Annotated in this window: 12 protein-coding genes; 2 read left to right on the forward strand and 10 right to left on the reverse strand. The window is 70.2% G+C overall.

Annotation, left to right across the window (positions count from 1 at the left end):
• Positions 1 to 155: 155 nt before the first annotated feature.
• On the forward strand, positions 156 to 2984 hold the full coding sequence (ppc, locus tag CIK81_RS06170) for a phosphoenolpyruvate carboxylase (protein ID WP_096163805.1): 2829 nt from the start codon (positions 156 to 158) through the stop codon (positions 2982 to 2984).
• A 93-nt stretch (positions 2985 to 3077) separates the two neighbouring features.
• Here ppc and CIK81_RS06175 read toward each other — a convergent pair whose 3' ends face one another.
• The 4 genes from CIK81_RS06175 to CIK81_RS06190 are packed head-to-tail and all read right to left on the reverse strand — an operon-like array spanning position 3078 to position 6481.
• On the reverse strand, positions 3078 to 4094 hold the full coding sequence (locus CIK81_RS06175) for an aldo/keto reductase (RefSeq protein WP_096163806.1): 1017 nt from the start codon (positions 4092 to 4094) through the stop codon (positions 3078 to 3080).
• 48 nt (positions 4095 to 4142) lie between these two features.
• Positions 4143 to 4877 carry an N-acetyltransferase gene (locus CIK81_RS06180; protein WP_114355526.1) on the reverse strand — a complete coding sequence of 245 codons (735 nt, stop codon included), beginning with the start codon at positions 4875 to 4877 and terminating at the stop codon, positions 4143 to 4145.
• A complete protein-coding gene (locus CIK81_RS06185) occupies positions 4874 to 5989 on the reverse strand; it encodes an App1 family protein (protein ID WP_241964026.1) in 1116 nt (371 codons plus the stop codon). Before CIK81_RS06185 ends, CIK81_RS06180 begins: the two co-directional genes overlap by 4 nt.
• A gap of 6 nt (positions 5990 to 5995) precedes the next feature.
• Complete coding sequence (locus tag CIK81_RS06190; RefSeq protein WP_096163807.1) at positions 5996 to 6481, reverse strand: GNAT family N-acetyltransferase; 486 nt, start codon at positions 6479 to 6481, stop codon at positions 5996 to 5998.
• 171 nt (positions 6482 to 6652) lie between these two features.
• Here CIK81_RS06190 and CIK81_RS06195 point away from each other — a divergent pair, with 171 nt between their 5' ends.
• Positions 6653 to 7180 carry a protein tyrosine phosphatase gene (locus tag CIK81_RS06195; RefSeq protein WP_096163808.1) on the forward strand — a complete coding sequence of 176 codons (528 nt, stop codon included), beginning with the start codon at positions 6653 to 6655 and terminating at the stop codon, positions 7178 to 7180.
• A 154-nt stretch (positions 7181 to 7334) separates the two neighbouring features.
• Here CIK81_RS06195 and CIK81_RS06200 read toward each other — a convergent pair whose 3' ends face one another.
• From CIK81_RS06200 to CIK81_RS06225, 6 genes are all read right to left on the reverse strand, one after another.
• Positions 7335 to 8546 carry a hypothetical protein gene (locus CIK81_RS06200; RefSeq protein WP_147272345.1) on the reverse strand — a complete coding sequence of 404 codons (1212 nt, stop codon included), beginning with the start codon at positions 8544 to 8546 and terminating at the stop codon, positions 7335 to 7337.
• Positions 8547 to 9200: 654 nt separating this feature from the next.
• Positions 9201 to 10838 (reverse strand): phosphoglucomutase (alpha-D-glucose-1,6-bisphosphate-dependent), encoded by a 1638-nt coding sequence (pgm, locus tag CIK81_RS06205; protein WP_096164212.1) that lies wholly within the window; start codon positions 10836 to 10838, stop codon positions 9201 to 9203.
• A 249-nt stretch (positions 10839 to 11087) separates the two neighbouring features.
• Positions 11088 to 11897: a hypothetical protein gene (locus CIK81_RS06210; RefSeq protein WP_096196686.1), complete on the reverse strand. Its 810-nt coding sequence runs from the start codon at positions 11895 to 11897 to the stop codon at positions 11088 to 11090.
• Between the two features lie 107 nt (positions 11898 to 12004).
• Positions 12005 to 13021, reverse strand: a complete 1017-nt coding sequence (locus CIK81_RS06215) for an inorganic phosphate transporter (protein ID WP_114305028.1) — start codon at positions 13019 to 13021, stop codon at positions 12005 to 12007.
• Entirely contained in the window at positions 13022 to 13645 is a 624-nt protein-coding gene (locus tag CIK81_RS06220) for a DUF47 domain-containing protein (RefSeq protein ID WP_158541942.1), read from the reverse strand.
• Positions 13646 to 13979: 334 nt separating this feature from the next.
• A complete protein-coding gene (locus tag CIK81_RS06225) occupies positions 13980 to 14606 on the reverse strand; it encodes a hypothetical protein (protein ID WP_096163814.1) in 627 nt (208 codons plus the stop codon).
• Positions 14607 to 14650 lie beyond the last annotated feature (44 nt).

A 14650-nucleotide genomic window follows, 5' to 3' on the forward strand; every position in this document is an offset into this window, starting at 1 on the left:
CGCCGCCGCGGATCCTCCGGCCGTCCCGTCCGCAGATCGGGCCGTGACGAGTTCTGCTCGTCCAGCGCGATAGTCTGTGCCCGTTCGTTCCGCGCCGAAGCGGTCGCCCCAGCTGTCGGCGGCCGCTGAGCTGCGCCGCCGACCCAGGAGGCCCCGTGCCAGATTCCGATGCCATTGCCGTACCGACTTTGACGAGCGAGTTCCCCGTCGTCGGCGATGATCCCCATATCGATGCCCCGTTGCGCGCGACGGTCCGTCGACTCTCGACCCTGCTCGGTCGCACTCTCGCCGATCAGCACGGTCCCGAGATGCTCGAACTCGTCGAGCAGGTCCGCAAGCTGACCAAGGACGCCAAGTCGGCCCACTCCGAGGCCGAGGCCCAGGACGTGCAGGAGCGTCTGGCCGAGCTGCCGCTCGAGCAGGCCACTGCCCTCACCCGCGCGTTCGCGCAGTACTTCCTGCTGGCCAATGCCGCCGAGCAGGTCTACCGCGTGCGTGCCCTGCGCGAGCGCCCCACGGCCGAATCGTGGGTCCCGCGCACCGTCGCGGCGGTCCACGAGTCCGTCGGCTCCGACGGGCTGCAGGAGGCCATGGACTCCCTGGACGTGCGCTTGATCTTCACCGCGCATCCCACGGAGGCCTCGCGCCGGGCGGTCCTCACCAAACTGCGCAAGCTCTCCGATCTGCTCGAGAAGGACACGGTCGAGGGCACCTCGGAGAGGCGCCTGCAGGACCATCGCCTCTCCGAGCTCATCGAGTCGCTGTGGCAGACCGACGAGCTGCGCCGCCAGCGGCCCACCCCGCAGGACGAGTCGCGCAACGTGCTCTACTACCTGCGCCAGCTCTACCGCCAGACGATGCCCGGCTTCCTCGGGGATCTGCGCGAGGAGCTGCGTGCCCACGGCGCCGACCTGCAGGAGCGCCAGGTGCCCCTGCGCTTCGGCTCCTGGATCGGCGGCGACCGCGACGGCAACCCGTTCGTGACCGCCGAGGTCACCCGCGAGGTGCTCCAGCTGCAGGCCGAGACCGCGGTGGACCTCGCGATCGACATCATCACCGAGCTGATCTCGGACCTGTCGATCTCGAGCGCCCTGACCGGCGAGGACGAGGAGCTGCAGGCGAGCCTCGAGGCCGATCTCGAGTTCGCCTCCGAGGTCGACGAGGTCCAGCAGAGCATGTACGCCGAGGAGCCCTACCGGCTCAAGCTCGGCACCATGCGCGCCAAGCTCCGGGCCACCCGGGAGCGGATCCGCACCGGCGAGGCGCACGTCCCGGGCAAGGACTACCTCGACAACGCGGAGCTCCAGGACGACTTCTCGGTGCTGCGTGCGGCGCTGTCCCGCCACGGCGGCAAGCGCGCCGCGGACGGCGAGATCGCGATCGCGCAGCAGGTGCTGGCCGCCTCCGGCCTGAACCTCGCGATCCTCGACGTGCGCGAGCACTCGGAGAAGCACCACGAGGTGCTGGCCCGCCTGTTCGACCGCGTCGGCGAGCTGGATCGTCCGTACGCGGAGCTCAGCCGCGACGAGCGCACCAAGGTGCTCGCCGCCGAGCTCGCGAGCCGGCGCCCCCTGGTGGGCACCGCGCTCAGCGAGGACAAGACCATCCTCGACGACGCCACCCGCACCACCTACAAGGTGTTCGGCGAGATCCGCGACGCCCACCGGCAGTACGGCCAGTCCTGCATCGAGACCTACATCGTCTCGATGACCCATGGCGCCGACGACATCCTCGCCGTCGCTCTGCTGGCCCGAGAAGCCGGCCTGGTGACCCTTCCCGGTGGCGAGCAGAACCGTTCGGACATCAGCTTCGCGCCGCTGCTCGAGGAGGTCGCCGAGCTGCGTCACGCCGGCGAGATCCTCGACGAGCTGCTGAGCGATCCCTCCTACCGCGAGATCGTGCGCCTGCGCGGCGATCTCCAGGAGGTCATGCTCGGCTACTCGGACGGCAACAAGGACTCCGGCGTCATCACCAGCCAGTGGGAGATCCACCAGGCCCAGCGCCGTCTGCGCGACGTCGCCGCCCGTCACGGGGTCACGCTGCGTCTGTTCCACGGCCGCGGCGGTTCCGTCGGCCGTGGCGGCGGCCCGACCTACGACGCGATCCTGGCCCAGCCGTACGGCGTGCTCGAGGGCGAGATCAAGTTCACCGAGCAGGGCGAGGTCATCTCGGACAAGTACATGCTGCCGACGCTCGCCCGGGAGAACCTGGACCTGTCGCTGGCCGCTGTGCTCGAGGGCTCCGCGCTGCACACCTCGCCGCGTTCCACGCCCGAGCAGCTGGAGCACTTCGGGGACGTCATGCAGACGGTCTCCGACGCCTCCTACCAGCGGTACCGCACGCTGGCCGACGATCCGGACCTGCCCGAGTACTTCGTGACCTCCACCCCGGTGGAGCAGCTCGGCGATCTGAACATCGGCTCGCGTCCCTCCAAGCGCGCGACCTCGGAGAAGGGCCTGGACGGTCTGCGGGCGATCCCGTGGGTGTTCGGGTGGACCCAGTCGCGGCAGATCGTGCCGGGCTGGTTCGGTGCCGGGTCGGGCCTGAAGGCCGCACGTGAGGCGGGCCTGGAACCCGATCTGCACGACATGCTGCGCAACTGGCACTTCTTCCGCACTGTGATCAGCAACGTCGAGATGACGCTCGCCAAGACGGACATGGCGATCGCCGCGCACTACGTGCACTCGCTGGTGCCGGAGCGGCTGTGGCCGCTGTTCGATCGCATCAAGGCGGAGTACGAGCTCTCGGTCGCCGAGATCGAGCGTCTGACCGGCGTGCTGGGTCTGCTGGACAACCAGCCGATCCTCAAGCGCACGCTTGCGGTGCGCGATCGCTACCTGGATCCGATCTCCTACATGCAGGTCGCGATGCTCCAGCGTGCCCGGGCCGCCACGGCACGGGGCGAGGAGCTCTCGCCCGAGCTGCAGCGGGCCCTGCTGACCACCATCAATGGTGTGGCAGCGGGTCTGAAGAACACCGGGTGACCTCAGCGTTCAACGTGGGAGGCCCCCGACGATCCTGGTGATCGTCGGGGGCCTTCCTCGTGCGGGGTGTCGTCCGGGCGCGAACCCGTCGGCTCAGCGGGCGGTGCCGTCGACCGCGAACTCGTCGAGCCGGGCGAGCTCCTCCGCGGCGAAGTCGAGGTGCTCGATCGTCTCGATGTTCTGCTCGAGCTGACGCACGGAGGACGCGCCGACCAGGGTGGTCGCCACGGTGGGGTGACGGAGCGCCCAGGCCAGAGCGAGCTGGGCGAGGCTCTGGCCGCGCTCGTGGGCGATGCCATTCAGGCCGTGCCTCCGAGCCTGGTAGGTGTGGTCATGGACCTGGCGCGAGGTGAGGGAGCCGCCGGTGCCGCTCGCGCGGGAGCCCTGCGGCACCCCGGACATGTATTTGTTCGTCAGCAGGCCCTGCTGCAGCGGGGAGAAGACCGCGAGTCCGATGCCCAGGTCGGTCGCGGTTTCGAGCAGGCCGTTCTCGATGTGGCGGTTGAACATCGAGTACGAGGGCTGATGGATGAGCAGGGGAGTGCCGAGGTCGGCGAGGATCGCGGCGGCCTCGCGGGTCTTCTGCGGGGAGTAGTTCGAGATGCCGGCATAGAGCGCCTTCCCGCTGCGCACCGCGTGGTCCAGCGCCCCCATGGTCTCCTCGAGCGGGGTCTCGGGGTCCTCGCGGTGGTGGTAGAAGATGTCGACATGGTCCAGGCCGAGCCGATCCAACGACTGGTCCAGGGAGTTCAGCAGGTACTTGCGCGAGCCGCCGTCGCCGTAGGGGCCGGGCCACATGAGGTACCCGGCCTTCGACGAGATCACGAGCTCGTCGCGGTGGTGGCGGAAGTCCTGCTCGAGGATGCGACCCAGGTGGGTCTCCGCGCTGCCCGGGGGCGGGCCGTAGTTGTTGGCCAGGTCGAAGTGGGTCACGCCCAGATCGAAGGCCCGTCGGACGATCGCGCGCATGGTCTGGGGATCGCGATCGTCCCCGAAGTTCTGCCAGAGGCCCAGCGAGATCGGGGGCAGGCGCAGGCCGGATCGCCCTACTCGCCGATAGGGCGTCGAGGCGTAACGGTCGGCGGCGGGAACGAAGGCGTCGGTGCTCATCGGCACATTCTACGGGCCTGCGCCCTCCGCAGACAACGGAGATGCAGGTCAGCCTGCCTGCAGCGGGCGCTCCATGACATCCATTCCGAGACCCTCCACCTGGAGCCAGTCAGGGTTCCCGGCGAAGGGCACGCTGGCACCCGTGCGCACGAAGCCGTGCCGCTCGTACCAGGCGTGCAGCTCCGGCCGTGACTGCAGCACCCGGATCATCAGGATCTCGATCCCGGCCTCACGCAGATGCTCCGCCTGGGCCTCCAGGAGACGGCCGCCGAGCCCGCGGGACTGGATGCCCGGATGCACGGCGAACAGACCGAGCTCGGCGCGCGTGATGCCGTCGTCGTCGGCCGGTTCCTGCCGGGTGTAGCAGCAGCCGACCACTCGGGGCCCGCTCGGTGCGGGGCTGTCTGCGGCGTGCCCGGGGCGCCCGGCGTGCTCTGCGTGCCCGGGGCTCGTGGCGGGCGCGTCGTCCGCGGCTTCGACGCTGTCCGGGCCGGAGGCGTCCGCGAGCGTGTCGAGCCCGTCGAGCCCGTCGAACGTGTCGATCTCGGCGGCGAGCAGGGTGACCGCGGGATCCGCGAGCATCTCGCGCACCTCCGCAGCATGGGTGCGGGAGCCGCTGACCAGGTGCGCCTCGGTGGTCCAGCCGCCCTCGCCGCGATAGGCGACCTGGACCAGGTCCACGATCACGTCGACGTCGGCCTCTCGGGCCGGGCGCACCGTGATCGCGCTCGCTGCGGCCGGCGTGGTGGACGAGGCGGCTGCGTCGGAGATGTGCGTGGTCATGAGATCACCTCGGAGCGTTGGAGGGCGGCGAGCAGACCGTGCCCGTCGGGGGCCGTGACGGTCAGCGGGGCGTCGGCACCGCGGCGTCGGCTCGGGAGCGGGCGCAGGGTGCCATGAGCGAGCAGCTGCTCGGATTCGGTGAGCTGCCGGATGGCGATCGCCTCGACGAGCTCGGGATGCTCGGCGGCGAACTCGGCATAGATCGACGGATCGTGCTGGCCGTCGTCCCCGACGAGGAGCCAGCGCCGCTGCGGGAACAGCTCCGCGAGCCGGCGCAGGGCCCGCGCCTTGTGCTCGCGGCCGGAGCGGAAGAAGCCCGTGTTCGTGGGGCCCCAGTCGGTCAGCAGCAGCGCCCCGTCGGGATAGCCGTTCTTGTAGAGGAACCGCTTGAGCACGGGAAACACGTTCCAGGCGCCCGTGGACAGGTACAGCACCGGAAGCCCGGGGTGCTCGCGGGCGAGGCGCTGGTAGAGCATCGGCATCCCCGGGACCACCTGGCGCGAGGACTGGTGCATGACGAAGGCGTTCCAGAAGGCGAGCAGGGGGCGCGGCAGCAGGGTCACCATGACGGTGTCGTCGATATCGCTGACCAGGCCGACGGTCGCCTCCGGCGGGAAGACGCTGATCTCGGCGGTCACCTCGTTGCCGGCGACGGTCCACAGCACGGCCTCGTGCTCGCCGGGCTCGAGGTCGACGTCGAGCTCGACATCGACGATCCCGGAACGATCGGCGCGCACGCTGTATTCACGGCCGCCCAGCAGGATGCGCACCGTGCGGAAGGGCGCCACCTGGCTGGTGAAGTTCCGCCAGCCGCGCACGGCCATCGTGCGCATGTCGTGGACCGGCTTGTCATGGAAGTCGGCAGGGCTGCCCGGTGCGGCGTAGAGGACTTTGGCGAGCACGCGCACCCGGGTGGAGGAGCCGTAGCCGTGGAAGGGCTGCAGGCGCAGATCCCAGTGCAGCCTGCGCAGCGCGCTGCCGACGGTCGCGTTCTTGACGTCCTCGAAGCGGGCCGCCCAATGCAGACGCCCCCGGTCCGGCCCGTCCTGCTCCGTGGTCGTCACGGAGAGGAACGGGCGGGAACCGGAGGCGGCTCGACGGGTGGAGAACACCGACTCTCAGAGGCCTCGCGCCATCTTCAGCCAGGCACCGTCGGGATCGTCCTCGACGACCTCCCAGCGGTCCCCGGTGTCCGCGAACCCGAGGGACTCGTACAGGGAGCTCGCGACCTCGTTCTTGGGGCCGACGTAGAGCGTGACGGTATCCGCCCCGTCCTCGCGAGCCCAGTCGAAGACGGCCTCGGCGAGCTTCACCGCGATGCCGCTCTTGCGCGCCGAGGGCAGGACCCACATCGCCTGGAGCTCGCGCTCGTTGGCGGGGGAGTCGCCCTCGTGGCGCACCGCGACGACCGCGACCGGCTGACCGTCATCGACCGCGAGGAACCATGCGGCCTCTCGGACGCGCTTCTTCCAGACCTTGTCCTCGTACGTGGACTCCGTCTCCCAGCTCTGCCCGAAGGCCGAAGGGTCGGTGCTGAGAGACCGGAGACGGATCTCGCGCACGAGCGACCAGTCGTCGTCGTGGGCGCGGATGATTTCGGCCATTGCTGTCCTCCTGAGCCGTCGTTGCGTGGCCACCGGCGCTGAGGCCGTAGCGAACACGCCCTGGCGAATGTGCGTGACCGGGCTCTGGCACCGGACACGCTTTCCACAGCATTGTAGGGCGCATGGCGATTCGGCGCTCACCACATGCCCATCGTTGACACAATGGGCCCCATGTCCTCCCTCCGCGTACTCACCGTCTGCACCGGCAATGTCTGCCGTTCACCCGCAGCGGCGGTGATGCTGCGTCAGGAGATGATCGATGCGGGCCTCTCCGGCGACGTGGAGGTGGGCTCCGCCGGCACCAGCTGGGAGGCCGAGGGAATGCCGATGGACGACCGCACCGAGCTGGCCCTCGTGCGCGCCGGATACGAGCGGCCCTTCGAGCACACCGCGCGCACGATCCACCTCACTGAGCTGCTGGCGTGGGACCTCGTGCTGGGGATGACGGCCGAGCACGTCCAGCGGCTGCGGCGGATGGCCGAGCAGGCGCCCGACGGCGACAGCGGGCCGGAGATCGCGCTGTGGCGACGCTTCGACCCCGAGATCGCGGCGAGCGCGCTGGAGACGGAGATCGCCGTGGACGACCCCTGGTACGAGGGGCAGGGAGCCTTCGACCGGACGATCGTGCAGATGCAGCGGAGCCTGCCGGCGATCCTCGCGCACGTGCAGGAATCGCTCGACCAGCGTCGCGGTCGCTGACGCGATGCTGCTGGGCGGGCGCTGACCCGCCGACCGTTCTTCAGTACGCATGAGGCCCACGCATAACACATGAGGCCACGCATGAGACCCATGAGGGGCCCGGTAGGGGCTCGCACGGGGATACGCGCCGTGCGCACGCGGAGGTGCGGTCAGGTCACTTGCCGGGGGTCTTCGACGATCCCTGTCCGGTGGCGTGGCGGCTGTACCAGGTGGCACCCGCGAACCCGGCGGTGGTGAGGAAGCCGATCCCGAGCGCGACCACGAGGACCTGCTTCATCCGGCCGAAGGCCGAGTTGGAATCCGGCGACGAGACCGCATTGAGCAGCTGGACGATCGGGCCGCCCTCCTGCTGCGTGGCGACCGGGACGGCGGGCTCGGGCTCCGCGGTCGGCGCGGGCTCCGACGTCGTCGTCTCGGGGGCAGCTGCGGGCGCCTCGGTCGACTCCGTCGTCTCGGCGGACTCGCTGGGCTCGGCGGCTTCCGGCTCGCGCGGGGGATCCGTCGGGTCGTTGTCCGTCGTCGCCGGGGCGGCGGCTTCGGTCTTCTGCTCGGTCGTCGCGGGGGCCTGACGCTGCTCAGTCTGCGTGGCGGGTGCCTCGGACGTGGGACTCTTCGTGGGCTCGGCCTCAGCAGACGGTGCGACCTCGGAGGGTTCCTCCGTCGTGGTCGGATCCTTCGTGGGGGTCGGATCCCCAGCAGGGGACGTCGATTCTGAGTTGTCCGAGGACGGCGGAGACGTGGCGTCGTCCTCGTCGTCCGTGGTGGGAGTAGGCGCAGTTGGTTCGTCCGTCGGATCCTTCGACGGCTTATCCGTAGGGCATTTCGTTGGCGATGGAGTCTCAGTTTTGGTCGTAACCGGGGCAGAGGCCAGACGCTGCACTGTGTTTCCCGCGTTGCTGATCGCCGCCGTCGTGGAGCCTCCGACGGGCACTGTCTTGTGTGGTGCGGTCGCGATGCTCACGTCGGCAGAGCTACCAGGCTCCTCTTCGTTGAGATTTACGTCCTCGCTGGCGCCGGCATCACCGTTGGTCTCGTCATCAGCGTCCGGGTCGTTGCCCGTGTCCGGGTCATCTTCGTCCAAGCCGGCGTCCGGATCCTTTTCGTTCGGGTCCGGGTCCTCTTCCGCACTCTGATTGTCGCCCGTTCCGCCTCCATGTTCCGGTGGTTCTTTCTCAGGCGCCGAGGAGTCGTCAGTGGAGGTTTCGGAAGTCTCGTTCGAGGGTGTAGACGGCTGCTCTGGCTCTGGCTCTGGCTCTGTCGCTGTCTCCGTCTCAGTCGGCTGAGTAGGGCATTCGACGGTCTCTGCGAGTGCGGGCAGAGCGGCTGTGGGGAGCGCGATGGTGAGGGCTGCGGAGCAGGCGAACATGCGTGAACGTAGGCGCATAGGCGCGGTCCCCCCTCTCCTTGTCGCGAGCTCGCAAGCTGTAGTCGGCGTCATCTCCGATGGGTCCGGCCGAGCACATTACCCTACCGACCCTTTACTTCCACCTTCCATGCTCCGGCCTCTGCGGGGCCCGACGCAAGGGGGTGTGGACGGCGCCACCATGGCGTGACATGCGCAATATTGACCGTGACTTGGTGAACTCTTGACCAGCCACCTGCGTCTTTGGGGCATTCCCTCCTACGCGCCAGCGTGCGCGATCGCCGCTCGAGCGATGTGGAGGATGAGTGAATCGACTGGTGACGGGCAGGTAACTAGAAGGGCGTGTTGGCAGCGGCGTGGCGGTGTCGCGCGTTGCGCATTGGGGCAGGCCGACCTCGGCGTGTCGGTCGGGACGCTTTGCCCTGTGACCCCCAAAGGGTTGCAAGATGACGCACGTCACAATGCGGGGTGCGGGTGGAGTCTGCTGATCCGGAGGAGCGGAGCGCCGATCCGGAGGAGCAGGCCCGAGAAGAGTCGGGCTGACGGGGACCGTCAGTGGTGCGCCGCAGCCATCCAGGGACGGCGATCCGTGACCGGTGCGCCGGGGCGGAAGAAGAGCCAGAGGCGGGGAGCAGCGCGCTGCTCCCCGCCGAGAGATCACTCCGCCAGGGCGTCGTCCACGAGAGCCTTCGCTGCCGTCTGGACCTCGTCGAGGTGGTCCTCGCCGCGGAAGGACTCCGCATAGATCTTGTAGACGTCCTCCGTGCCGGACGGGCGGGCGGCGAACCAGGCCGACTCGGTCGAGACCTTCAGGCCGCCGATCGCGCCGCCGGAAGGCGCCTCGGTGATCGCCGAGACGATCGGCTCGCCGGCGAGCTCCGTCGCGATGACCTGATCGGGGCTGAGCGCCTTGAGCTTCGCCTTCTGCTCGCGATCGGCGGGGGCGTCGATGCGGGCGTAGGCGCTCGATCCGAACTCCTCCACCAGCTCCTCGTGCAGGGCGCTGGGGGAGCGGCCCGTCACCGCGAGCATCTCCGAGGCCAGCAGCGCGAGGATGATGCCGTCCTTGTCCGTCGTCCACACCGAGCCGTCCTGACGCAGGAACGAGGCCCCTGCGCTCTCCTCGCCGCCGAAGCCGACGGAGGAGTCGATCAGGCCCGGCACGAACCACTTGAAGCCCACGGGGACTTCGTACAGCTCGCGGCCCAGGGAGCCGACGACCCGGTCGATGAGGCTCGAGGAGACCACGGTCTTGCCGACCTTCGCCCCGGCCGGCCAGTTCGGTCGGTGGGCGAACAGGTACTGGATCGCCGTGGCCAGGTAATGGTTGGGGTTCATCAGCCCGCCATCGGGGGTGACGATGCCGTGGCGGTCGGAATCCGCATCGTTGCCGGTGGCGATGTCGAACTCGTGGCGCTTCTCCAGCAGCGAGGCCATCGCCCACGGGCTGGAGCAGTCCATGCGGATCTTGCCGTCGCGATCCAGGGTCATGAACGACCACTGCGGGTCGACCTCGGGATTGACGACGGTGAGGTCCAGGTCGTGCATCTCGCCGATCTCGGCCCAGTAGTCCACGGCCGCGCCGCCCAGGGGATCGGCGCCGATGCGCACGCCCGCCCGACGGATCGCCTCGAGGTCCACGACGCTCGTCAGGTCCTGCACATAGGTGTGGAGGTAGTCGTAGCGGCCGGCGTCCTGCAGCGCTTTCTGGCGTCCGTGGCGGCGCACGCCGTTCAGTCCGGCCGCGAGCAGCTGGTTCGCGCGATCCGCGATCCACGTGGTGGCATCGGAATCGGCGGGGCCGCCGTGCGGCGGGTTGTATTTGAAGCCGCCGTCACGCGGCGGGTTGTGGCTGGGGGTGACGACGATGCCGTCTGCTCGGCCGGGATCGTCCGCCGACCGGCCGCGGTTGTGGACCAGGATCGCGTGGGAGACGGCCGGGGTGGGCGTGTAGCCGTCCATCGAGTCGACCTGCGCCGAGACGTCGTTGCCGGCGAGCACCTCGAGCGCGGTGTCGAAGGCGGGGCGGGACAGGGCGTGGGTGTCGCGGCCGATGAACAGCGGCCCGCGGATGCCCTGGGAGGCGCGGTACTCGACGATCGCCTGTGTGGTCGCCGCGATGTGATCCTCGTTGAACTTGGTGTCCAGCGAGGAGCCGCGGTGGCCGGAGGTGCCGAAGGAGACCGCCTGATCGGGATCGGACGCATCAGGGTGGAGGTCGTAGTACGCATCGAGGAGAGCGTCGACATCGACGAGGTCCTCCGGAAGGGCCAGTTGGCCAGCACGGGGGTGCATGTTCATCACTCCGTCCTCGGGTGGGGTTGATGGCGCCACTCTAGGTCAGAGGGCCGCCCGCCACGGAGGACGGGGTCGATCCCTGAGACGCACGGGACTGCGCCCCGAGAGGCGGACTGGCCGGGGCCATCTCACTGCGGGGGCGGATACTCCAGCCGCCGCGACACGTCCCGGGCGACGTCGCGCCCCACGAAGCGAGAGACGAGGTGCAGTCCGAGGCCAAGGCCTGACGAGAGCGCCGGGACCGGATCAGGCCTGGCGGCTTCGAGCCAGCAGGATGATGCCGACGATCGTGAGGACCAGGCCGATGAGCCCGGCGACGATGCCGATGATCGGACCGATGAGCATCGGCGCGGCGACCGAGAGCAGGTTGTACGGGCCGAGGTAGGCAGGCGCGTCCGTGCCCTCGCACGTGATCGTCACGGTGGTGTCCTCGAGAGCGGCGACGCCCATGGTCTGGGAGTACGCCACGCCGTCGCCGAAGGTCACCTCGCCCGAGGTGGGCACCGTGGTGACCGCGTTCGCCGAGGTGCCCTCCGCGGTGCAGGTCGTCGCGTCGGCGTCCTCCGCGGGGACGTAGAGGATCAGCATCTGGTTCGCGCTCATCTCGAGCTCGCCGGTGGAGCCCTCGATCACGGTGGGGCCGTCCGACGCATCGCCTCCCAGCGAGCTGAAGCCCCACACGAGCCCGCCGATGGCAGTGATCGGCGCGATGAGCACCAGCAGTGCGAGACCGATCAGCAGCGGCAGCAGCCCGCGGCGCTTGCGCGGCGGGGCCGAGTTCGGCGGCTGCGCGGGCAGTGGGCCCGAGGCCAGCACGGAGCCGTCTGCGGACGGGGACCGGTCCGAGCCCGGTGCCGCGGATCCGAAGGAGGAGCCCCACTGGGGTGCGCTGTTCCCGGATGCTCCGTCGGCCGCACCGTAGGCGCCGCCACCGGCACCGTAGGAGCCGTCGGCCGCACCAGGGGCCCCGTCGGTCGGACCGGGGGTCGTCGGTGCGGGGCGTCCGTACGTCGGTCGTCTGCGCGGGGCGGGCGTGGTGGACTCGCCGTCGGCCATCAGTACTCCTTCGAGGTGGGGCGCGCACAGGATAGCCGTCGAGTCTCCGAGATCCCCGGGCGGCGGCGATCAGGCGGCGATCAGGCAGGAACGTTCGGCTCGGACTATCAGCCCAGGCGGAGCTCCAGCAGGACCCCGGCGACCGCGGCGCCCAGCACCGCCGTGACGATCGGCGTCGCGACCCAGACCAGCACCATCGTGCGTGCCACGTTCCAGTGCACGTGTCGCGGCCCGCGGGCGACGCCGGCCCCCACGACGCTTGCGGCGAGCCCGTGGGAGGAGGAGACGGGGGAGTCGTGGCCGAAGATCGCCACTGACATGGCGATCACCGCCGAGGACTCCGCGGCCAGGCCCTGGGCGACGTTGAGGTCGGTGAGACGGCGGCCGATGGTGCGGATGATGCGGCGCCCGCCCAGCAGGGTGCCGGCCGCGAGGGCGACCGCGACCGCGCTCATCATCGCCAGCGACGCCCCGCCGGAGGTCCCGGAGACGGACAGCGCCACCACGATCACCGCGAGCGGCAGGCGCGCATCGCTGAGCCCGTGACCGGTGGCGACCGCCCCGGCGGAGACCGTCTGGGCGAAGCGCAGATGGCCCACCCGCACCCGTTCGTCGCGGGCCAGGGCGAGCAGCCCTCGCATCAGCAGATAGGACAGGCCCGCAGCGAGCAGCGGCCCCACCACCGAGACCACCAGCATCGTGACCAGGCGATCCCAGGCAGCGGCCGCGCCGATCGCGAGCGAGGCTCCCACGGCGCCTCCGTAGAAGGCGTGCCAGGTGGACGACGGCATGCCGAACGCCCAGGTCAGAACCTCCCAGGTCAGGGTTGCGAGCAGGATCGCGACCAGGCCCGCACCGAGCACGTCCGGGGCGCCGGCCGTGGACTCGGTGAGCCGACGAAGGCCCAGCAGCTCGACCGCCCAGCTCGCCGTCACCGACAGCAGCATCATGCACAGCAGTGCGCCCAGCAGGTTGAGCAGGGAGGCCATCACGAGCGCCGTGGATTCACGCAGCGAACGGGTGGTGATGGCCGTGGAGACGGCGTTGGAGGCGTCGTGGAACCCGTTGTAGAAGGCCATGACCAGCGCGAGCACGACCACCAGGACGAGCAGGGCCGGGGTCACTCAGGCGTCCTTGACCCGCAGCAGATCGGCGAGACGGGCGGTGCGCTCCTGCAGCTCGACGGTGCGGCGGATCGACTCGGCGATGTCGTGCAGGGGCAGCAGCTCGGAGGTGGCGCCGCCGCGGGAGTAGAGCTCGCCGAGCGCTTGGCGGACCAGCCGGTCGCCCTGGCGGCGCAGCTTGCGCATCTGGGGGTAGTAGTCGCCCATGTCCCGCACGCGGGTCAGCGTCCAGGTGGCGACCACCGTGAGCTCCGCGGCGCGCTCGATGCCCTGAGCGGCTTCGAGCAGCGGCTCGGGCACGGCCCCGACGCGGGAGAGCACCAGCAGCTCGGCCGTGTGCTCCATGGAGTCCACGGTGTCCGCGATGGTCAGCGCCAGGTCGTAGAGCATCTCCGCCTCGTACGGCGTGATGAGCGACTGCGCGAGCCGCTGGGCGATGCGATGGCACAGCTCCTCGGCGCGGGTGGACTGATCGTGCAGCGCGGGAGCCGTGCGAGTGCGCTCGCGATAGCCATGGCCGAGCAGGCGGGAGTGGGTGTCTGCGCCTTGGACGAGAAGTTCGGCGAGCTCGCCGAACAGATCGTTCATCGAGCGTTCGCTCCGACGAGCGAAGAGCTGCACCACCTGTGGCCGCCTCCTCGCGCCCCGGTGGCGCTGTCCCCGCAGTCCGCACCCTCGGGTGAGGAGGGGCGACATGCTCCTGAAGTTGGTGCGTCGGACCGGGATGCGCCTGTCGGCGCGAAGGCCGCTCGAAGCGGCAGATGTTGGAGCCCGGGGCAACCGCGGCCCGACGCCCGTACATCGTAGGACACGGCGGCGGCATGCATCCAGCCGGGCCCCGGGGAGGAATGGCGTGTGCCACGTCTGCGGGTGGCGCGAGCCGTGCGGCGGGCGGGCAGCGGCGGGCGGCCGCACAGGGACGCGAGCCTCACCGGGACGCACCGCCGGCGGAGGCCGCTCAATCCAGGCGACCGGCCTCCGCGTGCCGGCCGGCCATGGCGAGCTCCTCGCCCGTGCTGAGCAGCCGTTCCGCCTGCAGGGTGCGGTCGGGGTCGCGATCGGAATCCGCCAGCTGAGCGGTGCCGTGGGCCAGGATGGTCGCGACCGCGCCGGCACGCGTGAGGGCGAGGCCGAGGTCGCCGACGAACGCTCCGCGCAGGATGTCGTCCATGGTGCGCTGGACGTGCATCACGTCCGGCGGCTCGGAGAAGCCCGAGAGGTAGCGCAGTCCCGGCACCGTCCGGGACCCGGCACGGTAACGACGCACCACGTCGTCCCCGCTGTGCTGCACCCAGGTGTGCAGCACGTAGAGGCGCCACAGGGCGCCGGGCAGGGTGCTCGCCGGGGAGCTGGACCACAGCGCGGCCAGATCGGACAGACCGTCCTGGGCGGCCAGGCGCAGCACACGCTCGACGACCTCGGGGTCGGAGCTGTGGAACACCCCGTGCAGCAGGGCCTGCGCCGAATCGTGGGCCAGGTCCGTCGAGGTGGAGGGGTCCGGCTCTCCGGGGATGGCCTCGGCGACCGAGTCGAACAGGGGTGCCGGGCGACGGAATCGAGGGCTGGAAGAACCGGAGGAGGCCATGTTCCGCACTGTACGCACCACGGCCGAGGGCGCGCATCGTACGA

Source organism: Brachybacterium sp. JB7, from assembly GCF_003335205.1.
GTDB classification, from domain to species: Bacteria; Actinomycetota; Actinomycetes; order Actinomycetales; family Dermabacteraceae; genus Brachybacterium; species Brachybacterium alimentarium.